Source organism: Rhodococcus sp. MT28 (assembly GCF_058792695.1).
In genome coordinates this window covers 1-26,250 of the sequence record NZ_JBXAFD010000015.1, presented here as the reverse complement: position 1 = coordinate 26,250, position 26,250 = coordinate 1, and the positions used below count along the sequence as shown (strand labels likewise).

The 26,250-nt window shown below is 60.2% G+C and carries 30 protein-coding genes; 15 read left to right on the top strand and 15 right to left on the bottom strand.

Features of this window, described 5'->3' with window-relative positions; genetic code table 11:
• The first annotated feature begins 64 nt into the window (after positions 1–64).
• A complete protein-coding gene (locus AC1Q6C_RS29920) occupies positions 65–640 on the top strand; it encodes a hypothetical protein (protein WP_054187077.1) in 576 nt (191 codons plus the stop codon).
• 40 nt (positions 641–680) lie between these two features.
• Here AC1Q6C_RS29920 and pgfA read toward each other — a convergent pair whose 3' ends face one another.
• Complete coding sequence (gene pgfA, locus AC1Q6C_RS29915) at positions 681–1,670, bottom strand: cell envelope lipid trafficking protein PgfA (RefSeq protein ID WP_492666969.1); 990 nt, start codon at positions 1,668–1,670, stop codon at positions 681–683.
• A 187-nt stretch (positions 1,671–1,857) separates the two neighbouring features.
• Between pgfA and AC1Q6C_RS29910 the strand changes: the two genes are divergently transcribed.
• Genes AC1Q6C_RS29910 through AC1Q6C_RS29900 form a run of 3 tightly spaced genes read left to right on the top strand, consistent with a single transcriptional unit; the run spans position 1,858 to position 4,015 of the window.
• On the top strand, positions 1,858–2,340 hold the full coding sequence (locus tag AC1Q6C_RS29910; RefSeq protein WP_492666968.1) for a hypothetical protein: 483 nt from the start codon (positions 1,858–1,860) through the stop codon (positions 2,338–2,340).
• A complete protein-coding gene (locus AC1Q6C_RS29905) occupies positions 2,337–3,416 on the top strand; it encodes a hypothetical protein (RefSeq protein WP_492666967.1) in 1,080 nt (359 codons plus the stop codon). Before AC1Q6C_RS29910 ends, AC1Q6C_RS29905 begins: the two co-directional genes overlap by 4 nt.
• The gene (locus tag AC1Q6C_RS29900; RefSeq protein ID WP_492666966.1) at positions 3,413–4,015 is read left to right on the top strand and encodes a hypothetical protein; all 603 of its coding nucleotides are present in this window, start codon (positions 3,413–3,415) and stop codon (positions 4,013–4,015) included. The genes AC1Q6C_RS29905 and AC1Q6C_RS29900 overlap by 4 nt, the downstream gene beginning before the upstream one ends.
• A gap of 3 nt (positions 4,016–4,018) precedes the next feature.
• Here AC1Q6C_RS29900 and AC1Q6C_RS29895 read toward each other — a convergent pair whose 3' ends face one another.
• Positions 4,019–4,375: a helix-turn-helix domain-containing protein gene (locus tag AC1Q6C_RS29895; protein WP_054187082.1), complete on the bottom strand. Its 357-nt coding sequence runs from the start codon at positions 4,373–4,375 to the stop codon at positions 4,019–4,021.
• Between the two features lie 251 nt (positions 4,376–4,626).
• Positions 4,627–5,091, bottom strand: coding sequence for a helix-turn-helix domain-containing protein (locus tag AC1Q6C_RS29890; protein WP_492666992.1), 465 nt, complete (start codon positions 5,089–5,091; stop codon positions 4,627–4,629).
• 611 nt (positions 5,092–5,702) lie between these two features.
• Between AC1Q6C_RS29890 and AC1Q6C_RS29885 the strand changes: the two genes are divergently transcribed.
• The 5 genes from AC1Q6C_RS29885 (at position 5,703) to AC1Q6C_RS29865 (ending at position 10,888) form a co-directional block, all read left to right on the top strand.
• A complete protein-coding gene (locus AC1Q6C_RS29885; protein WP_492666965.1) occupies positions 5,703–6,014 on the top strand; it encodes a hypothetical protein in 312 nt (103 codons plus the stop codon).
• Positions 6,015–6,315: 301 nt separating this feature from the next.
• Entirely contained in the window at positions 6,316–6,774 is a 459-nt protein-coding gene (locus AC1Q6C_RS29880; RefSeq protein WP_492666964.1) for a hypothetical protein, read from the top strand.
• Positions 6,771–7,331, top strand: a complete 561-nt coding sequence (locus AC1Q6C_RS29875) for a hypothetical protein (protein ID WP_492666963.1) — start codon at positions 6,771–6,773, stop codon at positions 7,329–7,331. Before AC1Q6C_RS29880 ends, AC1Q6C_RS29875 begins: the two co-directional genes overlap by 4 nt.
• Positions 7,328–7,657, top strand: a complete 330-nt coding sequence (locus AC1Q6C_RS29870; RefSeq protein WP_492666962.1) for a hypothetical protein — start codon at positions 7,328–7,330, stop codon at positions 7,655–7,657. The genes AC1Q6C_RS29875 and AC1Q6C_RS29870 overlap by 4 nt, the downstream gene beginning before the upstream one ends.
• A 1,845-nt stretch (positions 7,658–9,502) precedes the next feature.
• Positions 9,503–10,888, top strand: coding sequence for an exodeoxyribonuclease VII large subunit (locus AC1Q6C_RS29865; protein ID WP_080910999.1), 1,386 nt, complete (start codon positions 9,503–9,505; stop codon positions 10,886–10,888).
• 48 nt (positions 10,889–10,936) lie between these two features.
• On the opposite strand, the gene AC1Q6C_RS29860 is transcribed toward AC1Q6C_RS29865, so the two are convergent.
• Positions 10,937–11,323, bottom strand: coding sequence for a hypothetical protein (locus tag AC1Q6C_RS29860; protein WP_259120269.1), 387 nt, complete (start codon positions 11,321–11,323; stop codon positions 10,937–10,939).
• Positions 11,320–11,532 (bottom strand): type II toxin-antitoxin system HicA family toxin, encoded by a 213-nt coding sequence (locus tag AC1Q6C_RS29855; protein WP_080910997.1) that lies wholly within the window; start codon positions 11,530–11,532, stop codon positions 11,320–11,322. Before AC1Q6C_RS29855 ends, AC1Q6C_RS29860 begins: the two co-directional genes overlap by 4 nt.
• A gap of 411 nt (positions 11,533–11,943) precedes the next feature.
• Here AC1Q6C_RS29855 and AC1Q6C_RS29850 point away from each other — a divergent pair, with 411 nt between their 5' ends.
• Positions 11,944–12,315, top strand: coding sequence for a hypothetical protein (locus tag AC1Q6C_RS29850; protein ID WP_492666961.1), 372 nt, complete (start codon positions 11,944–11,946; stop codon positions 12,313–12,315).
• Between the two features lie 63 nt (positions 12,316–12,378).
• Here AC1Q6C_RS29850 and AC1Q6C_RS29845 read toward each other — a convergent pair whose 3' ends face one another.
• Positions 12,379–12,504, bottom strand: coding sequence for a hypothetical protein (locus AC1Q6C_RS29845; RefSeq protein WP_492666960.1), 126 nt, complete (start codon positions 12,502–12,504; stop codon positions 12,379–12,381).
• Between the two features lie 25 nt (positions 12,505–12,529).
• Entirely contained in the window at positions 12,530–13,519 is a 990-nt protein-coding gene (gene imuA', locus AC1Q6C_RS29840; protein WP_492666959.1) for a DnaE2-dependent mutagenesis accessory factor ImuA', read from the bottom strand.
• Positions 13,520–13,900: 381 nt separating this feature from the next.
• On the opposite strand from imuA', the gene AC1Q6C_RS29835 reads away from it, so the two are divergent.
• From AC1Q6C_RS29835 to AC1Q6C_RS29825, 3 genes are read left to right on the top strand one after another with little or no spacing between them, the layout of a single operon-like run.
• Positions 13,901–14,092: a hypothetical protein gene (locus tag AC1Q6C_RS29835; protein WP_492666958.1), complete on the top strand. Its 192-nt coding sequence runs from the start codon at positions 13,901–13,903 to the stop codon at positions 14,090–14,092.
• Complete coding sequence (locus AC1Q6C_RS29830) at positions 14,089–14,466, top strand: hypothetical protein (protein ID WP_492666957.1); 378 nt, start codon at positions 14,089–14,091, stop codon at positions 14,464–14,466. The genes AC1Q6C_RS29835 and AC1Q6C_RS29830 overlap by 4 nt, the downstream gene beginning before the upstream one ends.
• A gap of 16 nt (positions 14,467–14,482) precedes the next feature.
• Positions 14,483–14,677, top strand: coding sequence for a hypothetical protein (locus tag AC1Q6C_RS29825; RefSeq protein WP_238565254.1), 195 nt, complete (start codon positions 14,483–14,485; stop codon positions 14,675–14,677).
• Here AC1Q6C_RS29825 and AC1Q6C_RS29820 read toward each other — a convergent pair whose 3' ends face one another.
• The 7 genes from AC1Q6C_RS29820 to AC1Q6C_RS29790 all read right to left on the bottom strand — a co-directional run bounded on the left by AC1Q6C_RS29820 (position 14,678) and on the right by AC1Q6C_RS29790 (position 23,438).
• Positions 14,678–15,022, bottom strand: coding sequence for a hypothetical protein (locus AC1Q6C_RS29820; protein WP_492666956.1), 345 nt, complete (start codon positions 15,020–15,022; stop codon positions 14,678–14,680). It lies immediately after the preceding gene.
• A 765-nt stretch (positions 15,023–15,787) separates the two neighbouring features.
• The gene (locus tag AC1Q6C_RS29815; protein WP_019749887.1) at positions 15,788–16,555 is read right to left on the bottom strand and encodes a glucose 1-dehydrogenase; all 768 of its coding nucleotides are present in this window, start codon (positions 16,553–16,555) and stop codon (positions 15,788–15,790) included.
• Positions 16,556–16,643: 88 nt separating this feature from the next.
• Positions 16,644–17,984 (bottom strand): PucR family transcriptional regulator, encoded by a 1,341-nt coding sequence (locus AC1Q6C_RS29810; protein WP_492666955.1) that lies wholly within the window; start codon positions 17,982–17,984, stop codon positions 16,644–16,646.
• 6 nt (positions 17,985–17,990) lie between these two features.
• A complete protein-coding gene (locus AC1Q6C_RS29805; protein ID WP_492666954.1) occupies positions 17,991–19,439 on the bottom strand; it encodes a phytoene desaturase family protein in 1,449 nt (482 codons plus the stop codon).
• 1 nt (position 19,440) lies between these two features.
• Positions 19,441–21,231, bottom strand: a complete 1,791-nt coding sequence (locus AC1Q6C_RS29800) for a DUF3556 domain-containing protein (RefSeq protein ID WP_492666953.1) — start codon at positions 21,229–21,231, stop codon at positions 19,441–19,443.
• A gap of 114 nt (positions 21,232–21,345) precedes the next feature.
• Entirely contained in the window at positions 21,346–22,815 is a 1,470-nt protein-coding gene (locus AC1Q6C_RS29795; RefSeq protein WP_019749885.1) for a class I adenylate-forming enzyme family protein, read from the bottom strand.
• Positions 22,816–23,096: 281 nt separating this feature from the next.
• A complete protein-coding gene (locus AC1Q6C_RS29790; RefSeq protein WP_037134838.1) occupies positions 23,097–23,438 on the bottom strand; it encodes a hypothetical protein in 342 nt (113 codons plus the stop codon).
• Positions 23,439–23,849: 411 nt separating this feature from the next.
• Here AC1Q6C_RS29790 and AC1Q6C_RS29785 point away from each other — a divergent pair, with 411 nt between their 5' ends.
• Positions 23,850–24,350, top strand: a complete 501-nt coding sequence (locus tag AC1Q6C_RS29785; RefSeq protein ID WP_019749882.1) for a hypothetical protein — start codon at positions 23,850–23,852, stop codon at positions 24,348–24,350.
• A 614-nt stretch (positions 24,351–24,964) separates the two neighbouring features.
• Here the strand turns inward: AC1Q6C_RS29785 and AC1Q6C_RS29780 are convergent.
• A complete protein-coding gene (locus AC1Q6C_RS29780; RefSeq protein WP_007734814.1) occupies positions 24,965–25,339 on the bottom strand; it encodes a winged helix-turn-helix transcriptional regulator in 375 nt (124 codons plus the stop codon).
• Positions 25,340–25,423: 84 nt separating this feature from the next.
• On the opposite strand from AC1Q6C_RS29780, the gene AC1Q6C_RS29775 reads away from it, so the two are divergent.
• Positions 25,424–25,831, top strand: a complete 408-nt coding sequence (locus AC1Q6C_RS29775) for a RidA family protein (RefSeq protein WP_007734815.1) — start codon at positions 25,424–25,426, stop codon at positions 25,829–25,831.
• Positions 25,832–26,250 lie beyond the last annotated feature (419 nt).

Sequence of the window (26,250 nt, the reverse complement as noted above, 5' to 3'; positions counted from 1 at the left end):
ACAAACGGTTGCAGGAGAAACGGACCCGAACAGGCCCGCGAACCCACATTGGAGGGAAACACACATGAAGCGCACCACCACCGCCATTGCAGTCACCGGGATCCTTGCCGCACCCCTGATCCTGACCGCATGCTCGGACTCGACACCCGCCAACGACAACGGCAGCAGCGCAAGCAGCGGTCGCGCCGGCACCGTCACACCAGCTGAATCCTCCTCGTGGCGAGGAGACTTGGTAATCGGAGTCGGCGACCAACAAGCCGACGACAAAATCACACTCCCTGCCGCCAACCAGGTCCACGCACAGTGCATAGGCGAAGGCGACAACCTCACCGTCGACATCACCGAACCCAACGGCTGGCATGCAGTCCTCACCCACGGATCCCAAACCGTCACCATCGAGAACCTTCAACTGAACTACGCCGCGCAAGAATTCACGACTTCGCAGAGTTCGCTCGACCACGAAATCGCTTCAAACGAGAAATTCGGAACAACCAACCAGTTCCTCAGAGGCGTCACCTGGGACGTCCCCCTGCCCGGTGACGTGGAAATCCAACTCAACGAGCGAACACCCCCACACTGGGTGATCAAATCAGCCGAAAAGGTTAACCTCGCCATGCATGTCGATTGCAGCTCCCACTAGCAACAGCGAAAGTGCGGTCCGGCGCGATCAGTTCCGGCATCTATCGAGCGACAAGATCGCCGGACTTCCCATTTTGGACTATCAGAGATTGTGGTCCGGGTCTCGTCGTTGCCCATCCGAGATATATCCCACCAAGAAGAAGCAGTAGCCCGACTGAGCCCCCGATTGCCGGGCCGTAGTCCGTACCCCAGCGGATTTGGTCTCTGTACATGACTGCTCGTTCGATCTGTTCGTGCTGCGTCTGGGAATCGAGTTTGGGGGCTACATCGATGATCGTGATGGTTTCAGGGGCTGAAGCGGATGTCGCAAAATATTGCCTATAGTGTTGCTGCACTTGGATTATGGCGCCGGAAATTGGCTCGACGGACAGTTCGCGCGTGATGCCGTAGAAACGTTTCATGGTGACTGGGCTCGTTCCTGGTTTCCCCCAGTTGGAGGCGGGCAATGTGATCTCCGTGCCAATCTCCACAGGTGCGATTTCCTGACGGAAGTTGTAGACGTCAACGCCTTCAATTTCACCCTCCGCGATGAAGTTCGCGTCATAACTATCCCGCAGTGTCGAGTCGAAATACGGATATGTTCGTTTCTGTGTGTCGAACGGAAATTTGAATTGAAGTCCTTCATGGGCAACGACTTCCGCCGGTTTGTCCATCACGGTCTGGATCGAGCCGATCGGCTCCTCGACCGGGATCGCCGAGATCCTGTCGACGGTGGAACGATCGATGCTTGCATTCACAATTGCTGCCGAACCGACTCGATCGTCACGCACCATCTGAACCGCCGACTGCAGGGTCACCGCGTCGGAGCCCGACGGATCTTCGGCAGTTACGCGCTGCTGGACCGTGATCGGAACATTGCTGTCCACAACCAATTTGCCCTTGGCTAACGCCGCAGCATCCAGCAACACCGCAGTACCCGTCGACACTGTTGCCGCATCGATGCTCAACGGAATCTTCACCAGTTGGCCCTTGGCATAGGTTGGCGCCAACGCACTCATTGTCAGCAGAAAACCTGCTGCCGCAATAGCCACGCAGGCAGTGCGTCGACGTGAGGGGCGCAAGTTAGGCGACATTCGGACGACCCTAGCGTGTCTCGTGCTCGACTGCGCGAGCCCGTGACTGCGCTAGTCTTGAGCGCTCAGTTGAGCGATATCAACTACAACGACTACGGTGTTCGGTTGGGGCCGTAGGGGATACTCGGTAAGGAGGTGCCCCGAAGTGGCAGACAAAACCGTCGCTCGAGCAATCGAGCGCCTGTTCCGCATTGCCGTAGGCGACGAAGCGCGAACCCTTGAAGGTATGGCCGAAGCTTTGTCGCGCGACCGCGGACGCCCACTGACCGTGCTGGACGACGCAGTCCTCCCGCCAGGTGTATTTGGTCAATGGGTCCGGCACCACGACCGCGATGAAGTGTCCTGTGCAGGGTGGGTTCATGCGCGCGACCGAACGATTGCTCATGAGTTGGGACATATCGCGTTGAACCACTCCGGTAGGCCGGCCATCGATTTGGCCACCGACTTCCTCCCACCCGCGTTGCGTGATCTTGGAATTCTGATGCTTCGACGCGATTGTGTGGACACCGTCTCGACGGAAGAAGCCGAGGCTGAAGCATTCGGGAGTCTGCTTCTGCGGCGGCTTCACGTCACACGGCGCGCACAGAATCCGTCGGTTCGTTCACAACTGGATGAGGCACTCGGTTGATCACTGCTCTCGCGGCGGCAGTACTCGCCATTGCAGCGGCCACCCGGATCCAGCGTTGGTGGTTTTCCAGGTCATGGACTCTGGCAGGTGCAATCATCGTTCTACTGTGTATGTCGATTCATATGACGCTCAACGTGAAAACGGTCGAGAGCGCTGTCAGAGTCACACTCGGGGCTGGCATACCCGGAACAATCAAAATGCTGCTCGTCTGCGGTATCTGCGTCGGCACCGCCATTGTGTTCACAACCGTTACCAGCTCCCAGCATCTCAAAAAGCTACTTTGGCTACATATTTCACTGTCAGTTGTCACCGCAGCGCTCTCGTTCTACTTCTTCTTCAAGACTCCGTGGCCGGCATCGAACCCCGACAACCGGACTTTCGACAACCAATACGCATTTCTTCCGGGTTACGCAGAGGGCCTGATGTTGGGCATGGCCTATCCGTTTCTGTTGTGCTTGATGGTGACGATCGTCGCTATTCGGCAGGCAGACCGGCGGACGGCAACCGGCTGGGGGCTCATCATCATTTCCCCCGGAGCCGCAGCACTCAGCACATACGCCGCACTCCGAATTGGTTACCTGGGGTCGGTACGGTGGGGACTGATCGATCCGACCCCGACACCCTTTGCTATCTCGCGCTTCCTGGCCGTTGTCGGCGTTCTCTTTGTCGCAGCGGGGGTCTTGGTTACAGCGATTGGAACCGCGCTTGTCTCACGAGCGCAACTTCGGGCCTTTGACGACCTTCGCTCCGAGCTACTTGCCCGTTGGCCTGGCGCCCTACGGCCATCCGAGCCCGGAAGCGGCGCCGCAGATCGGACCGCCGATCGCGCAGCGGAACTGTTGGACGCACTGAGCTTGGAAGCCAAGAGACAGGCTCTACCGAACCAAGGTGCAGCCTTGAGCCGGACAGAGGTGGCACATGCTGTTGCGGAATGGATTATTACCGATCGGATTCCTGAGGGACTGGGATCGGACAACCTCCGAGCACGGGCAGCTACTTCAGATGTCCGCTGGGCGCGAGAACTGGGTGAGGCGTACGCCCGTGAAACCGAACGAAAGTTGGTCCTCGAGCAATGACAGAAACACGAGTACAGGGGAATACCTCGGGACAGGACCGGATCGCACGGTTACTTACCGAGGTCGGCGCGCCCTGGGTCATCAACATCGTGACCTCATTGATCCTCGGGTGCTCCATCGGGGCGCCAGGATGGGGAATCTTCGTCGCGATCTGCTCAGGTGTGGTCCCTATGGGCGTCATCCTCTACGGGATGCGGAAGTCCAAAATCGGCGACCACCATGTCACCAGCATCAGCGAACGACACCTGCTCATTGTTGTATTGCTCGCAGTTGCCTTGGTTGGGTTGATCATTCAGATTGTCGCGAGCGCACCCATTCAGATGATCGCGTTCATGACTGCCGGTTTGGCGGCGCTGGTAGTGGCTGGATTGATCACTAGTGTTCTTCACTGGAAAGTCAGCGTGCACACTGGAGTTTCAGCCGGGGTCACCATAGTTTTGGCACTTGCGCTGTCGCCCTGGTGGCTGCTTGCTCTCGCCTTGACCCCGTTGATCGGATGGTCACGGGTTCATTTGGGAGATCACACCAAGGGACAGGTCATCGTCGGAGCTATCGCCGGAGCAGTCACAACGGGGATTACATATGCGTTGATCGCTTAGAAACTAGTCATCGTCGGACTGCATCATCTTCCGAAACGGGTCGTACGCACGCGCTGCAACCTGCTCACGGTCACTGTCGCGAACATCCTGGATCCAGGCAATGGTGTGCTTGACCAACTCATACGTTTCTTCGTCACTGAAGTAGTCCATCGGAACATGAAAGACGTTGCAGATATCGCGAACCGTTTCTACGCCCGGTGACTGACGCTTACCACTCAGCAGTTGAGACATGTAACCGGTAGTCATCTTGCCGCCGCCGAAGCGAATTATGTCCACAACCTCGGTTTGCGTGTACGGACCACGACCTCTGGGGTGCACCGTGTCGAAGAGATGTCGGAGCCGTTCTGCGAATGTGCTCATCGTTCGTCCCTCCGTCCTCAATCGCCGTGCTGGATGGGCGCACTGGTCCAATGTTCAATTTCCAATACTGGCAAGTCTCGCTACCCAATGCAACTTGCAATAGTAAGTTTTCAGTTTTAGGCTGACCTCGACCGTGAGGGGCAGCAATGGTTTACAGAGTCAGGACCGACAGGCGGTGACCCACCGCAGCCGAAACGACCCATCTTCATCAGTCAGCACAACAGCGAAGGCGACCAAAGAGAAGCCTGGACCTAGGCGGGTGCCTCAGGCCCCCGATGACGAACTCGCATATGCGCAGCGAGCAACTCGTCAACCGAGACACCTAGAACCGGAGCAAGTTTCTCCGCCACGACGTCTGACAAAGGAATTTCGCCCCGTTCGATGCCTCCGACGATCGGTGTCCGCAAGCCGGCCTGCATCCCAAGTTGTGGTTGGGTCAAACCCTTCAAGACGCGCCAATCACCCGGATACCTGTCAGCCTCAGGCACTCGTACGATATCGGCGATCTCTACACCCAACTCCGCCACCACAGTCGCCAAAAGATCCACCTGCGGAGAGGAATTCGACTGCTCCCAGCGCCGGATCGTCGTTTCACCCACTCCTGCCCGCCGCGCCAATTCCGCACGTGACAGCCCCGCAGCGCGGCGCGCAGCCACAAGACTTGACGGGGAAAACCCCCGCATCACTCGCCGACTCACAGCCAGCACCCTTCGCATCTCGTTGTCATTAGTAGACACTGTGCCGCCTCCTCGATACCATTCGCACACGCGGCTATTTTTAGATGACCGGTTTTAGATGGCGGTCAGGTCGTAGTCAACGAACTCAAGGGAGACAACTAGAGCAAAAAACGAAAGAGTCCCCCGGTCGCGCCAACGACCGAGGGACCAGACCAAACGGGATGCAACCCGTCCAGCATTTCTTCAGATGCAGAAAGGATTCTGCGATGTCTATCTTAATGGACCCATCAGGTCCGGATGACGTGTTCCGCAACCGGTATGTGGCGCTGTCGACAATGACGCTTCGTCGGCTTGTTGCGCGCCATTCGTCGATCGGCGGGCGTTGCGATGGTTGCGGTTTCAGTGTTTCGGAGCTTGTTCCGTTGTGCCCGGAGGCTGCGGCCGCGTTGCGTGAGTTGACGCACCGTGAGGGCCGGGGATCATCTGCGGTCGTGTGGCCGCAGTTCAGTACTGACGATCTTCTTCGGGTTGCTGCTTTGCATCATCCTGATCGGGTTGGTCGGTGCGCGCGGTGCGGGTTCGTTTTCTCGTCGGAGTGCGATGTGTGCCCGACTGTGCGGGCTGTTCGTGTGGAGTTGGAGGTTCGGGGTGTGGTGCCGATTGGCGGTGCCGGGCCGGGCAAGGGGTTGTGCGCGGGGAAGTCGCGGTCGTGGGAGATGGATGGCCGCACGGTGGTGGAGTGGCGTCGCGCGATCTCCTCGTGTGAGGCGTGCCCGTTGTTGGCGCAGTGCCGCATTGATGCGGCCGCGTCGGCGGAGCGTGGGGATGGTCCGCAGCGAATGATCATGGCGGGCAATGCGTATGACAGTCACGGCAATATCGTCGACGGTGCACGCTTGGGCCTGTACGAGTCGTTGACGACAGCAACGCGTCGTCGCGAGGCTTCGGAGGTGGCCGCGTGAGGGCCGCGGTGCCGCCGCCGACTGTGTTGGCGTGCGCGGTCGATCCTCAATCGTGGGATCTGGACGAGGGTTCGTATCGCGCGGGTGTGGATGCGCAGGCTGAGTGTTTCCGGTGCCCGCGTTTGGCGGATTGCCGGAAGGAATTGTTGTCGATGGTGGCGGCGGATACTCCGCCTCGGTCGATGATTTGGGCGGGTGTGCCGTTCAGTCATCGTGGCCGGCCGATTACCTCGGATGCGGTGTTGCGTTCGTACTATCGGCGGGTCGACGGGCATCGCGGTACTTCTCGTGGGAGCGCTGCGTGACCCCGACAATGGGGACGTTCGATCCGATCTTCACACGACCGCGCGGCACACCGGCATCGGAGGAGTCTGCGGCGCTGATCTTGAGGTCATTCGAATCAGCGTGGTCTGTGTACGGAATCCTCGCCGACACTCACGGCCATGTGCCGGTACGGGACCGCTATGACCGGTTGTGGATCCTCGTCGAAGTCGCCGGCCGCCTGCGTAGTCGCCGCACCTTCATTCACGATCACCCGGACATCGGTGACTCACCGGATGTGTACGGGTTGATCGACGTGGACTCCCGCGCAGTTCTTCATGCCCGCGATCTGATCGACGCTCACGGCCCGTTGAGGGTCGACCCCTCCCCTGCCGCGGTCCTCGCACCGATCCGTACCGGTGCGACGGATTCCGCACACCTTCACCCCTGCACGTCACAAGCCTCGTTCGACGTCACCCGATTGGACTGCCCCACATGACAACACACCGCTTGCTCGACGAACTGAACAACCCCCACCGCCCCCTCCCTGACATCATCTACGGGATCAGTACCGGGGCCCTCCCCTCCCCCGCCTCGACCGGCCTTCCCGCCGAACGATGGCAATGGCTCGCGGACCTCCTCACCCACCCGCTCTGGGGAATGACCGCGATCGTCGACGGACTCGACCACGTCTGCGCCCCCGTCGCCCGGCTGTGCCAGCTCACCGCCCACCCCATCCACCCCCTCAACGTGCGAGAACTGTGGGCCGCAGAACAACTCCCCACCACCGAACTCATCGCAGCGCATTCCCCGCACGAGGACGGTCACTGGGAAGTCCTCAACACTGCCCTGGAGCTGATCACCGACGGACTCGACCACTGCAACGGACTCGAGACCTCCGGGATCGAAGCAGTCACATCAGCATTCACCGCCGTCATCACCGCACAGGACGCTGCCACCGCCCGCACGACTATCACTGCGGCCGTCGAACACTGGATTCATCCCACACACACCACCACATCATCTGTTTCCACACAGTTGGGGGCAGCATCATGACAACAACACCGCATCGATCGCCGCTGATCGAATCCATGATCAGCACCGCCTCCACAGCGCTCCTGAAAGAAGTAGGCATCACCTTCCCCACCGACGCCGAGATGGCCGAGGTACGACAACTCGCCGAAACACTCGTCCGGGACACCGTCGACGCACTCGCAGGACCTCGCGAGTTGTCGGTCGGGTTACGCGACAACCTCATCGACGTGGCAGATCTCGTTGCCTCCGATCCGGAAACTGCGTCGGTCGATCAGATTCACGAGGTCGCGGTTGCGCTGCGCGGGCTTCTGGATCTGCACATCCCCGTTCGAGCGAATCATTCGTGATTGCGCTCGTTCTCGCTGTCGCGTTGGGATGTGCAGGTGTTGTGGGAGCGGTGTTTTCGCTTCGCCCCACACGTTCCTGACATTCGACACGCGACAGATCCGCACATCAGGGGTCGGCGCCCGTCACAGACCGCCAGCGGCAACTGACCTCGATAAACACCCGGCCTGACCCGAACACCGCCAAAAAGGGAGCCCCGCCACCACCCAGCATGACATCCGAAAGACCTTGACACACAACTCCATAGACGCAGTCCAGAAACGACGAAACCCCCTTACGGGGGTTCGCCACACACTGAGCCAAATCAACAGCAAGCCATGCCCGGCTCGCTGTCACTGATGAAGCCGAAGTCACCGCTCCGCCTTCTGTACTGCACTACTTCTTCACTCACATGAAGGGATTTACCTGTGACAGGTACATCTCAGGGTAACGCACACCCTGAACCAGCTTCAACACTTCCACACAACACAATCCTCGACCGCTCACCATCAACGCGCCACGCCCCAGTCTCCGACGACGAATGGGCCCACGCTGTACAACAAGCCACCGAAAACGTCGCCCGCATCGAAACACTCAATCGAACCAGCAACCAACGCGGAAACTCCTGGTCCCTCCCCATCCCCGACGGCACCTACAGCCGTACCCCCACCTGGACCAGCCGCACACACTGGCAACACCAAGTCCGCACCCTCCTCAACTCCCCCACCGGCACAACACTCTGCACAAGCCACACCATCAGCACCGAAGCCGTCTTCGCCGTCGCCGTCATCCACGCCTCCCTCGCCGAAAGCGCAACCGGACGCTCAGTGACCGCCTCACGCGAGACCATCGCCCGCCGTGCAGGAGTGAGCACCTCCACCGTCAAACGCGCCCGACGAGTCCTCACAGCCCTCGGAGTCGCAGTAGAACTCGTCCGCGGCCGCTACCTCAACCGCCTCGAAGCCATGGCCGCAGAATCACACCACGGCCACCGCCAATTCCGCGCAGCCTCCACCTGGGCGCTCACCACACCCCGCCCGGTAGCCACGACCGTCACCCCTCCCTTCACAAAACCCAGAAAACCCTCCCGAGCCACACTGCGCACCAACGCATACCGGTCCAAAACCACCACACGGAACCATCCACAATCCGGTCACCGTGACCCCCTATCCCCCTCCGGGGGATTTGCACTTAAAGCTCTTGCTTTCAAAATCTCACCAACGCGCACACAAGCACACGCGGGCAAGACAACACACCAACCAACAACCACACCCCGACCCCTCCACCTCCAACGCGCAGCAGCCGAACTCATCGCCCACGCACCATCACTCACACCAGCCGGCCACATCGGAACAATCTGCGACACCCTCCAACAAACCGGAATCGACACCACCCGATGGACCGGCCGCGACATCGCACACCAACTCACCACAGACACCCAACAACGAGGCTGGACATGGCCCAACCACATCCCACGACCAGGCACTTTCCTGCGTTGGCGAATGACCCAACTAGATTGGACCGTCAGCTCGCCGACGGAACGAAGGCTCGAACACGATCGCCTTCGGCGCTCGGAACAAGCCAAACGACGCGCAGAATTCCGCAAGCGCGATGCGAGCAGAGCGACGGAAACAACTCGAATCGAAATCGTTCGAACCTTCCAAGCAACTCAGACCCCTTTTCGTCGAGTACTCACAACGACCACGCGCTCGATCTCTCCTGGTGGGAACACGAACTGAGCGGCGATGTTCGCGGATCGTCTTGCTACCTCGCCCTCTGTCTGGCTCCTGCACCTCGACGGTGAACCTGTCGGAGGTCTCTGACAGGCTCGTACCCAAGGTCGAATTTACGGGGGAAGTAAGCGGGGGATGGAAAACTTGGAGCAGTGGGCCGAAAAGCGTGGGCCCTTGATTGCCATCGCAGAGGCAGGCGAACTCGTACGTTCGCATCTGGCCTCGAGCTCGAAAATGAGGGTGGTCATCACCGGAGAGTGCCGCGAACTGAAGTCATTAAAGTCCGGTTGGACCATGGAACTCGCAGTCCCCGTTGACCGAGCCGTAGTCAGCATCCCTGTTCAGTTCGACCGCGCAACGACAGACGCAGTTGGCCAGTACCTATACCGTCACACACAGCGAAACTTTCTCCAGCACTTCACCGTAGGAGCCGGAGTAACCATCGCCGGCGACCTCACCTACCATCCCGCCACTCACAGACTGGTCTTGCAGGCACGGCAAGCACAACCCGAGAAAACAATTCAAGGCCCAGTGAGTGCCGCCGAGAAGCTGCACCTCACCGCCGTGCAGCAGCTGACCCATCGTGGCGACATTCCCAAGGGTTCATGGCCCGAGAGGCTTGAACGTGTCACAGTCTTGTCTCCCGACAACTCCAAAGCAGTCACAGACATTCAAGCGGTCATCGAAAATAAGGGCAAAGGAAGCATCCAACTCCCAAAGTTCACGCATGTACCCGTCTCGATGAACCGCCACACTGTTGCAGAAAAGCTCGTCAAGGCCCTCGCAGCTATAGACCAAGGAAGCGCCGACCTCATCCTGATCACTCGCGGCGGAGGCCACTGGACCGATCTCTGGTCATTCAACGATCCGGAACTCGCTCGTGCCATACACCAATGCCCGGTACCGGTCATGGTTGCGATCGGACACGCCGCCGATCACACAAGCAACGCGGAACGTATTGCAGTAGATCACTTCTCGACTCCAACAGCTTTCGGACACGAACTCGTCCGCAAGCTGTTCGCAAGGAACAGGGCGCGTAAGCCACGCGCCGCAACAGTGCCTGCGCCCGCCTCACAAACCGCAAGCGCACAAACACAACTCGACGCGCAACGTGAACGCTGCCGCGAACTCGAACAAATGAACGCGGTGAACTCCTCACACGCGAAGGAATGGCGCGGCGCCTTCCTCAACGAACTACACGCCAGCGGCACCGCCCGAGTAAAGAATCACTGGGCAACGGCCGCGCTCATCGCAACGCTGGCCGGCGTTATAGCCGCCATGATCGCCACGGCCAAGTCCGAGGACCTGACTGCACCCACCGTCATCCTCGTCGCAACAGCAGTCATCACGGCCCTTTGTTGGCGGCACAGAAGACAGGCAGACGCCCCGCCGCGACCCACTCGAACACGCGCAGTGCCTGTTGACGCCATCGAATGGATCAACGCAGCAAGGAAAGCCCGCACTGCGCGACGACACAGAGCTGTCTGGGCGCAGGTCCCTGCCACTCTCACGAACCCGTGAAACCACCCACTTCGAAAACCCGCGCGAGCAACGCCACACATGGATGGTTCAGGCCGTGGCCTTGTCCTTGCCGAGCTGCGAGACCCGCGAGGGGGTGATGCCCAGCATGACGCCGATCTCGCGGACAGACAGACCGCGCTGCCGCAGGTCGTGGACGACTGCACGCGACTGGCGCGAGGCTTCGTCGACCGCTCGCTGAGCGGCTGCGTTGAGCTGCTTGACTTCCTCGATCTCGCGGCGTGCGGCCGGATCGAAGTCGTAGTCGAGGGTGACCTCGAACTCGGCTGCAGGAATGTCGGTGAGCAACTCTCCTGCGTCTGCGACCATCGCCGGAATGTGATCGAGACGCCGGGCCTGCGTGAACAGCCCGTCGACCTCGGGAACGTCCACCGACCACCAGTCTCCGGACCGGACTGCGTGTGCTGTGACCTTCATTTCTTCCCCTTCCGTGCCTCGGTCATCCCGAGCTGCTTGCGAATTGCCTTGACGGTCAACTCGGGGATTTCCGAGTGCCGGGCGACAACGGTGCGCCGTCCCCCGACCACCACCTTGGTGTGATTTCCGCCTTCGGTCTCATCGATCTCGAGCCCCGCATCCTTGGCGAATGCTCGTATCTCTTTGAGAAGTTCCGTTCGCTTCGTCACAAGAATAAGTGTACCCCCCTACGCGATTCAAGTAAAGAGGGGTACACACTTTTGTTTCTGCAGTTCAGAGGTAAGTTTCACGCAGTCACCTGCGCGCTATTCCGCAGCACCTCGACAACAGGTGTCATCGCCAGGCGAGGTTGACCCGACCGGCCGGATTGAGTGCCCAGCATTCACTGGAGAGCAACCTATCCAGCGGGGGTCGCACGGTTGCATAGTGGATTTTCGCCGCACCTGCGACCTTTGACTTAGTCAATTCGTACTAGCGCAACCATCGGTGGCAGTTCCCCTCCACTCGAACGTGATCGAGGTCATCTTGTAGCAAATGTTCGGTTACCACTTTTTGCGATACCGTCAGTTACATCAAAGTTGGTTGCGGCCGATGCAGCCTTCGCGTCACAGGAGGTTTCCATGTCCCGTTCACGTATGGCCGTAGCTGCGCTGCTGGTCCCGGTCGCAGCCGGCGCTGTCGCCCTCCTCGGTGCGAGTGCAGCCTCTGCCGCTACGCCGTATTCCGGAGACGGATATGTCGGTGTTCGATTCGATCAGAACGAGACGCGCTTCCTCGCCGACACCAACGCCGCTGATTTCCTCAACGCCATCCCCGGCGAATACTGGGGCGTGTATTCCGGTGAAGGATCGGTCTACAACAACGGGACCATCGTCCGCGCCACGATCGGCCAACTGGTGGACGAGACCGCAAATCACCAAGGCCAGGTCTCGTTCAGCGTGAACAACCCCGCGATCTGGCGCAGCACCGTCGACATCGTCCAAGAGTGGTGACATAGGTCGAGCTTGTACGCGTGGGGCCGGTGAGTGCATTGCTCACCGGCCCTTTTGGTTCGCTCAGGAGGCGGCCGGCACTTCGGTGATGGCGTCGGCGGTCACGAGCATGTCGATCTCTACTAGGTTGGTTCCGCCGGCATCGGCGACTCGCACGGTTACCCCGGCCAACCATGGTCCGTCGTGCATTTTGACCTAAAACTGTTGAGCTGCATCAAGATACCCGGACATGTAGAGCGCGGAGGTTTTCACGCGCATGCTCACGTGATCGGCGCGTGAGGGTCCCCCGCGCCCGAGCGGGAGCGCGGCCGATGTCGACTTTCACTGCCCTCGGTGGGTCGAATGTCCTGATCACGGGGTGATCGGGCCAGCGCTCGGTCCAACGGTCGGTGTTGATCACTGTGCTGCCCTCAATGGCGGCGTCGATGCGAGGGTGGGTGTCGTCGACGGCCCAGCGGAGTTGTCCGGTGTCGTCGCGGATCTCCATGGGCCCGGTGCGTTGTTGGAATCCTTTGCCGGCGGCCGCGACGTCGAGCTGAACGCCGGTCACTCGCCCTCTCCCTGCTGACAATCCCGAATACCTGGAGACGCGAGATGAGATCCGCAGATCCGGACCGTCCCATTGTCCCTCAGCGACTATGAGCAGCGATCCTTTACTCCTCGCACGTGCAGCGACCGCTCTTCCCCGTGAGTGCGTCACAGTGCCTCCGGTGAGGCCCAGGACAACGACGTCGAAACCCTCCAGCAGAATTGCGGCGCAGTCGATTGCAGCGTCCTTGGGCTGCGGCACCAGCGCGACCTTCGTCAAGTCGCCACCTTGCTCGTGGAAGGCGAGAAGTCCGAGGCCAGGCATTCCGATCACCGCCACGTGCCCACCGGCAGCGGTGACGGTGGCGAGTAGTCCGATCAGGACTGATGCTGCGCCGTCGACGCTGACGACGGTTCCTCGTGCCAGTCCCCCGCGCGGGAGCAGATCACCGATCGGCCCCGGCACCGGGAGCATCCGGAGAGTCGATTGCGCCGTGGCCACGATTGGAATCGGCTCACGCTCGTCGACCGGGCAGAGCACGACGGATGGCGTGGCTGGTTCGGTGCCGTCGGATCGTGCGGCGATCGACGCCATTTTGCGTCGGAGCTGTTCGAGCTTCTCCGCCTTGCTGAGAGTGGCCGCCGCTGGCGGGACCTGGTCGGCCAGTTCAGTCATGCCGTACCTCTTCCCTCGCGCTACTCCCGTACGTCACTCTACTCGAACACATGTTCTATTCCTATTGACTGCTCCAGCATTCGATACATGAGGGACGACGACATGACTCGCTCGTCAAACCCTCCGAAAGTAGGAACTTTTTCGAACCGTTCGGTTTTCCTGGATCAACTACCTGCACTTTGGTGAGATGTCCGAATCAGGACCGGTTGCAAAGCAAAAGTAAAGATGTTTGACTCGGCCCGGGTCGACCCACAACCAATGATGCATCACCAGCACAATGCGAAATTACTGCGAATTACTTTGGCACACAGGCGATTAACGGAACCTGTCTGCCTTCCGGAATGCGCATGGCATGGTGATTCCTTTACGGAAGGACGAGTCATGAAATTGAAAGCTGTCATTGTGGGAGCCGCGATGGCACTCTCGCTGATCGGAATGTCCGGGGCCACGGCGATGGCAGAACCATCCGCGCCGGTGGAGCCGGTTCCGGTGGACGTCCTTCCCGAGCCCACCCCCGAATCGGTAGCAGCGCTGCAACAGTCACTCGAAGGCGGGGTTATGTTCCGACCGTGAGCACCGATGGCGGCGTCCTGACCAAGGAGTACGACGTCACGCAGGCAGGGTCACCTAGTGTGGTCATCGAGACCACCGAGCCCGCACCGCTCGATCCCGGTCAGATCGCCCCACGTCTACATGTCGGTGTGGGGAACGGTGTGTACATCTACCTCAACCGCGCAGACCAGACTGCTCTCGCGGCCGGCAGTGCCACGTCAATGGGAATCATCATCTGCGGCTTGCCCGGCATCAATGTCGTGGCTTGCGGAGGTGTCGCGGGTGCACTCGTTGCGGCGGCGTCGTACGTTGCTTCATACGGGATCTGCCCGAACGAGATGGAGGTTCACTTCGGAGGATTCCTGAACCCCGGCCCGAACATCAAGTGCCTCTAAAGGATTACACATGCGAATGAGCCAGAACGAAACCCGTGGCTTGACTGCCGGCCTGATAATTCTGGTGGTGTGCTCTGTCACCGCCGGTCTTCAATCGTCCTCATGGTCGCTGTTCGCCGAGGTCCTGGGCGTAGGTGCAGTGGCTTTCGTGGTGGTCGGCGGAGGCATACACCTCCTGAACAAGTCCCAGGATGGGCATTCGCACAAGTAGTCACCCCTGATCGTGCGGTCGGTTGAGAAGAAGGCTCCCCACCGAATCCCAGCGGGGAGCCTTCTTCTTCGAAAGTTCAACGCGGCGTTCGGAGCCGTCGACCACCCGTCGATCGTGCCCAGCACTATATGTGTAGGTACAACTCCCGTTTTTGCGGCGTGAGACTATCTCCGGGGGTAGGTGTGCCACCTTCGAAGGGGGTTCTGCGATCAACAGTCCTCGTCCGGCATCTGCTGATGTCACGTTGGCGGTCACGTCCGCCACCTCGGCGTCACTGTCGGGGTTCTTCTGGGCGAGGTGGTGGCCGGTGTCGCGGTCGCTGCCGGTACCGCCCTCGTGTTCCACTTCGTGTTGCGCTCGATCGTCACCAGAAAATGAGCAATACGCTGGTCGGCAACGTGGAATAACTCTGCGCGAGTGTTCGTTGTAGCGGCTGTCGATGTTCGGTTCTTTGCCCCGGGTACCACCCCAGAAATGCCGCTTCGAGCGGCCACTTGCCGAGAGGCGCAAGGCGGGCACCGACCCTGTGAAGCCGCTGGACACCTTTCGGTGCCGGCGGTTTCGTCATGTCCGGAGGTCAGGGAGACGGGTTGCATCAGATGCAAGATTGATGCATCTGATGTGGTGCCGGCTGCCCGTCGTTTCCGGTGGTCAGTGGCGTCCGGGTAGGTCGACTGGCGGATATGCAGTATTCAAAACGTGCACTATTCTCAGACGACCTTGCTGGAATTCTTCTTCAGCTCGCGGAGAACCCCGGTTCCGAGGGTCTGGAGAATTGATGATGCAGCACCCACTCGACCCCGCTGTCGTGTTTGCCTCTGTTGCACAAACTCGAATCAGACGTGTGGGGAGGAGACAGACGTGTGGGGAGGAGACAGACGTGTGAGGAGGAGACAGACGTGTGAGGAGGAGACAATGGGGAGACTGCCGAATCGTCACAGAGTTCTTCAAGTCTGCTGCCAGACCGACACGACAAGACGACGGCCTGGATGAGCGGCATTGGTTACGCGGGTAAAGATCCATCCCCCGCGTAACCAATGCCGCTCACAGCCTGTATTCGAATACTGCGGGTTTGATCCGGTCGCCATCCGAGCTGTTTGTGCGGTGTAATTATTGAGCGGTGTAGCCGCCGTCGATGACAAGTTCAGATCCGGTAACGAAGGAGGACTCGTCGGAGGCCAGGTAGAGGATTGCGTAGGCGATATCTTCGGGGGTTCCGAGCCGTCCGATCGGGTGCAGTTCTGTGAGTGCAGCTCGGCCAGCGTCGATGTCACCGCCCTCGGATGCGACTGCTTCGACCATCGGCGTCCAGATGTAGCCCGGGTGAACAGAATTCACTCGGATTCCGTAACCTGATTTAGCGCAGTGCAGTGCGGCGGATTTGGTGAAGATGCGGACGCCGCCTTTGCTCGCGTTGTATGCGGGGAGTGACGGATCGCCGACCAGCCCCTCGATGGACGCCAGGTTCACGATCGAGCCTCCCCCCGTGTGTTTCATTGCTGTGATCGCGGCCTTTGTGCCGAGGAACACGGCGTCGAGGTTGATCGACTGCAGCCATCTCCAGCGTTCGAGGGTTTCGTCTTCGACGTTGGCTGTTGATGCGACGCCGGCGTTGTTGACGAGGATGTCGATCCGACCGAATACGGACACGGTTTTCTCGAGAACGTCAGCCCACTGGTCTTCGTCGGTGACATCTTGGCGCAAGAAATGGGCTCGCGTCCCGGTGCTGTCGAGTGTGGTCGCGACATCGCGGCCGTCTGGGTCGATGTCGGTCAGTACAACATTTGCTCCCTCCTCGAGGAGTAGTTTTGCCGTTGCGGCGCCGATGCCTTTTGCGCCACCGGTGATGAGTGCGACCTTGCCTTCAACTCTTCCCATGATCAAGCCTTTCGATTGTTGTGGAACCGTCTACGGTGATGTTTCGTCGTGCAATCGGCGAGTGAAAGTTACTGAATCCGAGTAAGGTTCATATCTCGCCGCTGTGCCGGTGGGTCGATGTTCTCTTTCTGGGCTCGGGCCTGAGTACCCGTGCCCCGAGAAGGTGGCATATTTCGAGGGCCAGGACGATGTCGGTGCGGTCGTCATCAGCACTGTCGCCGATGTGGGGTGAGATTTTCCCGAGCCGATACTTCACGGTGTTGCGGTGCACATTGAGTAGTTCTGCGGTGCGGAGGTAGTTTTCGCCGGTGTGGAAGAACACTCGCCATGTCTCCCTCAGCAGTGCGGTGGTTTCGTCGTCGGTGGCGAGTTCGCCGAGCACCTCGTCGATCCACGCTGTGGTGACATCGATGTCTTTGACTACCAGTGACACCGCACGCACGCCGCGGTCTCGGTAGCAGGTGACTGTTCGTTGAGCTGATCGAGATGCCGTGACTGCGACGTCTTGGGTTGCTATCGCTTGTCGGTGCGATCGTGCGAATCCGGTCTGTCCTCGGCCGGGAGCGCCTACTGCTATTCGGTACGGTCCAGCTTGTTCGAGCCTGGCACCGAGTTGCGTCATGGCCCGGCCGGTCGCGTCGGAGGCGACGGGCATCCAGATCCACATTGTCGCGCTGTCGATCATCTGCAGCAGTGGGCGACCTATGGCACCGCAGGCCGTTTCGATGGTGTGGACGAACCGTCGCATCTTATCTGGATCCGGGGTGTCGTTGTCGGCCTGGTGGACCCACAGCACCATGGCGAGATGTGTTTCGGTCAGTCGGTAGCCGGTTTCCCGTTCGAATTCGCGGGATTCGACAGTCCGGCCATCGAGCAGTGCCCGGATCAGTGGTAGCGCGGAGGACGTCTTAGCTTGGGACCATCGTGCATGCTCGTCTGCGTGAGCCTTTCCAACTATCAGTGAGACCCAGTCGATGTAGTGAAACAGGAACTTGTTGATGGTCCGAAGGACCTCGTGTTCGATGTCCTTCGGACAGTTCCCGCGTTGAACTTCGTCGAACGCTGCCTCGAGAAGGTAGTTCTGCCCGATGGAGTAAGCCCGTACGAGATGGCTTGCAGGAATGGCTCGTTGGGCGAGCAACCGCGCATAGTCGAGCGCACCGATGGGAGGTTCGAGACGCTCGATCATCGCTTCGTTTGCCATGGCGTTGAAGACGGTGGTGACGTTTCCACGGATACTTCGCTCGAGTTGCTCGATCAGCGGTCGGTCGGCGCCGATGAATTCGATTTCCCCTGCAAGGACAGCGGTCATACCTTCGGTGATTTCATCTTGCCGGGCATAGAGGCGACTTCCGCTGGCCGTGACGAACCGGCGCACATTCTCGGCTCGGTCGCGGTCAGCCTGAGCTCTATCGCCCTCGGCCTGCATGGTCGATCACCGTTTCTTTCCGTGTAGTGCCGATCGCGCGGCGTTCAGTCCGCACATCCCGTGCACACCGGCGCCCGGCGGTGTGGCCGAGGAGCACAAGTAGATCCCAGGTACTCCAGTCCAGTATGGGTCCAGCGCCAGTCGTGGGCGAGCGACGATCTGGCGAGCGGTGTTTGCACCCGCCGAGATGTCGCCGCCCACGTAGTTGGCGTTGTACGCCTGCATGTGCGGGACGGTGCGGGTGTGGACGCCGACGATGCGATTTCGGAATCCGGGGGCGAATCGCTCGATCTGATCGATGACGACCTCGGTGACGTCGTTCGGGTAACCGTTGGGGACGTGTGCATATGCCCACACTGGATGTACGGTGCCGACCGATCGGGTGGGATCGGCGAGGAACTGCTGTCCGATCAGGACCATGGGGCGGGCGGGCATGTCGCCGCGTGCGGTGTCGCCCTCCGCAGTGACGAGTTCGTCCATGGTTCCGGCGAGATGCAGGGTGCCGGCGCGTCGTGCGTATTCGTTGGTCCACGGTACGACGTCGCCAGTGCCCGAAGGTCCGCCTTGGACGGCGAAGTCGACCTTGAAGGCGGCCGGCCCGAAGCGGTACCGCCGGTATGCGCGAGCAATCCTCGGAGGCAACCGGTCCCCGAGGATCCGCGCTGCTGCATCGGGAGCGATATCGAGCATGACGAGGTCGACGTCGTCGATCTGGTCGATGTCGGTGATCATGCGACCGGTCTCGATCGTGCCACCGAGATCGGTGAGGATCGACGTCAGTGCGTTCGCGATGGACTGCGATCCTCCCTTGGCGACGGGCCAACCGTGTGCGTGGGCGGCAGCGATGAGCATGACCCCTACCGCGCTCGACATCGGGGTCGTCAGTGACCCGAAGACATGACCGGCAACGCCTCCGAAAAGCGCCTTCGCCTGTGGAGTACGAAATATTCTCGCGAGCACCGATGCCGGCAGGGCCGCCCGGATCCCGAACTGCGCGAGTAGGAGCGGATGGTCTGGGATGTCGATCAGTGGACGGAAGACGTCGGTGACGATTTCGTCGAAGTGATCGGCGGTCTTTCCGAATATCTGCTGCCATCGGCTGCCGTCGATGCCCATCTGCGCGCAGGTGCGATCGAGATCGCGCCACAGGACTCCGGCGCTGCCGTCATCGAGGGGGTGTACCAAATCGATTTCGGGCCAGCACCATTGCAGGCCGTGCGAGGCCAGGTCGAACGTGGCGTCGAGCTCACGGAGGAACGGTGAAGCCAACGCGGTGGGATGAAAAGCGGAGCAGTCGTCGTGAATGAGCCCGTCCACCAGTCGCTCGCTGCTGCGGGTGCCGCCTCCGACCTTGTCTGCGGCCTCGATGACGCGAACCGTGAATCCGTTGCGGGCCAGTTCGATTGCTGCAGCAAGCCCATTCGGTCCGCTTCCCACCACCACCGCTGTCGGCATGTCAGTTACCTGCTTCTGCGGTCACTCGCTCGGCATGGGCCGCGCGCTGCCAGGTGATGTTCATCGGAATCGGCCCGTCGGGGAGCCACGGTTGCGTCTCGAGGGTGTCCTTGACGCGATAGGTGCCGCGTTCGATCACACCGAGCCCGAGATCGATGACCTTGTACTCCTGGTGGTTTTTGTGCAAGGGCTGTGATTCGATCCACATGACCACGACCTCGCCAGGTGCGAAGTCGGCGCGGCGCTGGATTTCCATGAGCAGTCGCTCGTTGAAGAGGTGGCCGTCACCGAAGTGCCATCCGACGAGATTCGCGATCATCGATTCACCTTCGCGGAGGGTGTAGCGGTCGATGTCTTCGAGGTTGCGGTCGAGAGCGGAGAGCATCGCCGGGCCCTGGGTGTGCATCGACCGCCAGGCAATTGCCTTCTGCAACAGCATCTCCGCGAGATCGTATCCGTACGCGCCGCCGAGTTGGTCGACCTGGTTCGGTGACGACATCAGCACCTTGTCGGCGAGTTTTTTCTCCGCGCCGGGGGCGAACGCCCACATTGCGGACGCCCAGTTGCCGGCGTATTGACGCATCGAGGGTAGGAACGAGACGAGGTCGGGGCGCAGGTTACCCAACACGGGGAAGAAGAGCAGGGCGGCAACGATGCCCGCGGTGAGCCATGGAGAAGACATGTCGCCGAGTCCGTAGCCGTCCCATGTCGGGAATCCCAGGAACAGGAAGACGGTGACGAACGCGAACATGATGTTCCATTCGAGGGGCACGGCCACCGGGAAGGTCAAGAAGATGGTGATGTGGAAGGCAACCATTAACATGACGGCGAGCAGAGTTGCCGTGTGGTTGGTCGAGAACAGCAGGATCAGGGGCGCTGCGATCTCTACTGTCGTTCCCAAGATGTGGGCGACGCCGCTTCCGGCGCGCGAGGGACGGAGGTCGTGCGGGTAGTTCCGGTACAGAGATCGCTTGAGGATCTTGCTGAACATGATCGGCGCGTTCGACATCATGACGGGTACGACTTTGGTGAAGTGGTGGCCGAACTTCGAGACTCCGGCGCCGATCCAGATGACGGCCATCAGCAGTTTGCAGGCGATGATCATGTCGGTGAATTCGAGGGTCGCAAAGAAGACCACGGCGGGGAGGTATTGTTCCGCTCGCATGGCGAGGAAGGTGATCTTGTCTCGCAACCCCATGACGACCGCGAGGATCAGCATCGGCCACAACAGAACCGGATTAATAAGGCCTGCGGTGGAACTCGGGTGCACCGAGGACAGCGAGTCACTGTGGATGCCGGGCAGGGTCAAGATGACGATGAGGCTCAAGACCACCGAGGCGTAGAGAGCGACGTCGATCTCGGCGCGCACGCCGCCCTTGGTGAACGGTATCTTTCCGGGCCACGGCGGATTCCGCAAAGTTCCCGAGCGGAGCCAGTAGCGGTGCCCACCGACCCTGGGACTGAAGCGAAATGCCATCGGGCCGGAGGATGCGCCGATGCCCAGCATCTCCCACAGGATCGTGAAGATCACCATCTTCTGATACACGATCGGTTCGTTCCACCAGGCCGGCACATCCCACGGAGCGCCCGCGCCGGTGGAGACAGTGGCGACGGTGATGCCGATGGCAATGTAGAGCAGAACCTTGAATACGTAACCGACGTGGGTTTTCTTCGCGGTGCCGAATCCGTAGTCCACCCAGTGGGTGGCCAGGTAGCGGATGCGTTCGAAGGTGGGCATGGCAACGATGTCCGCTGCATCGGCAGCGGGCAGATCGGGAGTCTTGTATCCCATGACGGGCTCCTTGAAAGATGATGAATACGTATCTGTGGAGGGCTTTTTGGGCGCAACGATCCTCGCTTCAAGGTCGATGACCTGATGCGGCGATTAAGGGGTCGGTTCGTCTGCCTACATGCGTAGTTGAGTGCGCAGACCGGGTTTGTCGATCTTGCCGACGGGGTTCTTCGGCATGTTCGCGAGAATGTGGATCTGGACGGGGATCTTGATCTTGGCGAGAGTGCTCTCGAGATGTAAGCGGAGAGTTTCCTCACTTACCTCGGCGCCGGGATAGGGAACGACGAACGCGACCGGAACTTCGCCATACACGTCGTCCGATCGTCCGACGACGGCGGCCTCGAGGACATCGGCGTGACCGTACAGAGCGTTCTCTATCTCCTTGGGGTAGAGGTTCTCTCCGCCTCGAATGATCATGTCCTTGATCCGATCGACCAAGGTCAGGTAACCGTCTTCGTCGAAGCGGCCGACATCGCCGGTATGGAGCCACCCGTCAACGATGGTCTCTGCTGTGGAACCGGGACGGTTGAGGTAGCCGCGCATGACGTTTTTACCGCGCACCACCACCTCACCGGTCTCACCCGTGGCGACAGTCTTTCCGGACTCGTCGACCAGACGCACCTCCTGCCCGGGCAAGACTGGTCCGACGCTTCCCAAGCGGCGGATCCCGTCGATCGGGTTGCAGCAGCTCACGCAGGTACCTTCAGTGAGGCCGTATCCTTCGACCAGCGTGATCCCCAGCCGTTTCTCGACACGGTCCAACAATTCCGCCGAGACCGGCGCAGCTCCGCAGAGCACGAACCGCACCGAGGTGATCCGTCCGGTCTGCTCTTCGGGAAGTTCGATGATGCGCGCCAGCAGAGTCGGAACCGCCGAGAAATAGGTAGGTCCGTGCTCGCGGATTGCCGTCATGAAGGACGGAGCGTCGAAGCGGCGCAGGATCGTCAACTGAGCGCCGCGGTACGTCGAGGCGAGGAAGCTGACACAGATGGCATTGACGTGGAACAGAGGCAGCACCAGCAGGCAGTGGTCGACTTCGGTGAGGTGAAAGTGGGTGGCCAGCATGTCAGCCATCGACACGAGATTGTCGTGAGTGAGCATCACGCCCTTCGGCCGACCGGTCGACCCGCTGGTGTAGATGAGAAGAGCGACAGCGTCACCAAGGTCGGAGGGAATGGGGGGCAACATCGCTGGGTCAGGGGTGCTGTGCGGTGGGGCGAGATCGTCGAGCGAGAGGGACATGTGGGCGGATAGGTCTGCTGGGGCATTGTCGTGGATCACCAGTTTGGCTGCGGCATCGACGATCTGGTAGTCCGCTTCCATCGTCGTCAGTGTCGGGTTGACGGGTGTCACCACAGCCCCGAGGCGCCATGCCGCCATCATGACGACGGGAAACTCGACGCGATTCGACATCATGACCGCAACTACGTCGCCTTCCCCGATCTCCTTGGAATGCAGCTGCGCTGCAACAGCATCGATCCAAGCGGCCGCTTTTCCGTAGGTCAATTCCGTGTTCGCGTCGCGCAGCCAAGGGCGTGGAAGCCACTCGTCCGGGTGGTTCCATGGCAGATAAGTGTGAATCATGCTTCGGCCCTTCTTATTTCATCCAGAAACCTGACGAGCCTCCGGGAAGATTGCTGCGATGAACCAACCGTAGGCGACGTAGGTCACACTTCGCGTGGGCTGAACTGACCAACTCCACACGGCCTGTTGTGCACATGTGACAATCACGTGTCCGAGAGCCACCCTGCGTGAGCGCAGTTGCGCCTGATTCGTCAGAACCATGCATGCACTCCGATGCGATCGGTCCTCAATCTCGTGCCGACCGACGAAAAGGCAATTGGCCGGCACGAGGGGTTCGTGAATTACACCGCGGGGGTGTAAAAGTGCAGCACAGGAGCAGCAGTCGAACGGTTGAGCGCTTCGGACAATTCGAGCGTGCCGTCGGCGAGTGCCGTGCCGAAGTGCTGCGCGGTCGCAGCCAGGTCCTCGGTGTCGAGTTCGTACAAGCTCAAGTAGCGCTGGATAGGCGCGGCTTCCTCCGGCACCAGTTGCGCGCCAGCGTACTTGTGCCGCGATGCACCGACGACACCGGGAATCCGCTCGAGGACCTGAGGAATGTGAACTTCGTCGTACCACCGGTTGAACTCGGTTTCCTGCTCCGCGCTGGCGGGGTGGACGTGCGCGATCAATAGGGCCTTTGCCATGGTTTCTCCTTGGATGAGTTGTTTTTTCGATGATGTTTGCGCGGCGGCGGCGCCCGGATTCTTAGGCTGTGGCGCCTGCAGTCCGTGCAGGATGTCTGCGGCGAATTCTTCGATGACGAGTTGCGCCGAGTTGCGCAGTCCGAGAACTGAATCCGGACATGGTGACAATTCGCTCAAACGTGCGGCCGCCGACTGCACAACTGTAGCGACCCACATCACAGTCCGGATGGTCACTACTGACCAAAGTTCGACGGCGGACTGTGCAGTTCTGTCAGGAACAAGACCTTAGGAACAACCGACATTCCGGGCAACGCCCGAAACGTGAGATCCTTTCCATTACTAACGACCCGTTTCTGCTCATATTGCTACTCAAGGCATCCAGCGCACAACAGAAAGCTCCCCAACGAGCACATGCCCTCCTCCAACGCCCTCAGCCCCATCAGCGACCGTGTCGACGGCCTGGCCGATTCACTCACCTCCGGCGAAAGGGGCGCCGTATCTCGCTTTCTCAGCGCAACCTGGCCGGTCGTCGACGTCCTCACCGCTGTTGCACTGCCGCGACATCTGCGCGAATCCGCCGCGCGGCAATCCTGCCGAAAGTTTCTTCATGCGCTCATCGCACGCCCAGGTCTGCGCCCCGCACTCGCCGTGGTCTACGAATGCACGGCACAAGCCATCGAAGAGGTCGGACGAACCTCCGATTTCGGTTCATCCACTGTCGGTTTTCCCGCAGGCCGGGCACTCACCGTCCGAGAACGCGACATCCTCGCACTGCGCACTATCAGCGCCCTACACATCGATGACGTTTCTGTCGCCTTGGCCAGCACCGCTCACCGGATCCGAATCGAACAGCATCGAGCGATCACAGCGCTGCGAGCCGCCAACCGCGAAAACATCATTGTCCCGCAATAAAAGTCGGAATCGATTGCCGCACTAGGCAATTGAATCGGCAATTGAATCAAATGGTTTCACCTCAGGACGGTAGGACGTTCGCGTCGCCGCCAATGGGTTAGCCCACCAGCGGAATAGCACACTCACATCCGGGTTTCCGAAAACTATTACCGAACCTAGTAGGTCACGCACCGTGCATCAGGATGCTCGCGAACCACGTGATCGAATTCGCGCCGACCCCTTACAGGGCAACGACTTCCGACATAGTGGGCCTGGCAAAGTCGGGCCTGCAAAGGTTGGCCAGCGGGGAATGCGTCATCGATGCGATGTGAGCGGATCCCGCAAAGCTAGTAGCTCCACGCCGACGGTCCCTGTAGTGGACTTCGCTGTTATTGTCCCGGAGTTTAGAGAGATGACAATGTCGCTGCACTACGAGGAAGTGGACGGGTCAGGCGTCGGTCTGCCAGTGCACCGATCGGCAGGCTGGCGAGGTGGTAGCGCACTGATCAGGGTGTCCCATTCGCCGAAAGTGTCCCCCTGGAAGTGCTTCGAGAGTGGGATACCAGTTGCTCGTTCGATCAGGGCGCGGGCCGTAACCACCACCGTGAGACGACAATCCGTAGAACGGTTGACGATCAGGCTTCGAAGGTAGCGTCGAAGTTCCGGCGAGCCAGTTCGATATGAGGCAGGTTCGTCGACGCCCACGCCAGTAAGGCATCGATCGGCTCGCGCGCAGTTTTGCCCAACGGTGTGATCCGGTACTGCACCGCGACCGGTCGCGTGTCGAGCATGCGACGGTCGATGATCCCGTTCCGCTCGAGGCGGCGCAAGGTGTTCGTCAGCGACTTCTGTGACACTGCCGGAATCGCTCGGCGGAGCTCATTGAAACGGCACGGCGCCTCGCACAACTCGTTCAGCACACTCAGCGACCACTTGTCGAGAACCTGACCAAGAAGTTCTCGATGCGCTGCGATGACCAACAAGTCGTGGTCTGTCGTGGTATTCGTCATGGAACCTGGTTTCGTTGAAGTTACCTTCTGACACCAAGTATAAACGGGATACTTACTCGATTTTCGAAATCAGGAGAGATTTCTATGTCCGTAAAGATGTTCAGCCCCACAGGTATGCTGCCTAACACCCCGTACCACCATGTGGCCGTCGCGACGGGAACCCGCCAGGTCCACGTGGCCGGCCAGGTGGCACACACCCGAGACGATTCGTCGATTCCCCCAGACCTGGCAGGCCAGGTGTCCCAGGCACTCCGCAATGTCGCACACGGATTGGCCGGCGCCGGCGCGGGGTTCCGTGATGTCGTGCGGTTGACTGTCTACGTCACTGACTGGCATCCGGACAAGATCGTGGACTTCATGGCAGGGGTAGAAGCAGTAGCAGAGGAGGTAGGCCTGCCAGTGCCGATGCCGCCCGCGTCACTGATCGGGGTGGAAATACTTTTCGAGCCCGATGTTCTCGTAGAGATCGAAGCGATTGCCGTCCTCGACTGACGAAGTACACGCAGAGCCACAGCTTTCGAGTGGATCTTGGATCTGCTGCACAGGTCAACGATTTCACATATCTGTGCAGCAGATCCGCGCGATCAGCACATTTCAGTTGATCTTGATCGTCGCCGCTCGACTTTGCATCAAGGTGAGCAACGGTGTCCCGCGCAGATTCTCACCACGCCCGGCGCCGAGCTCGATGCGTCGGAGTTCGGTGAACTTCGTCGTGATCCGTAACTCGAAAGTCCGCTGAGCCCTTCCCTGCGTGTTTGGGTGTGCGTTTTGACCATCGTCATACTGGACGATCGCAAACCCGGCCTGTTAGAGGATTCACCTGGGAAAATATGGTGTGGACTTGAACAATAATTGGCGGCGTTCTGTGATCGCTATTTGGCGTCATCGGCTACCAGGGAGTCATCAACCGC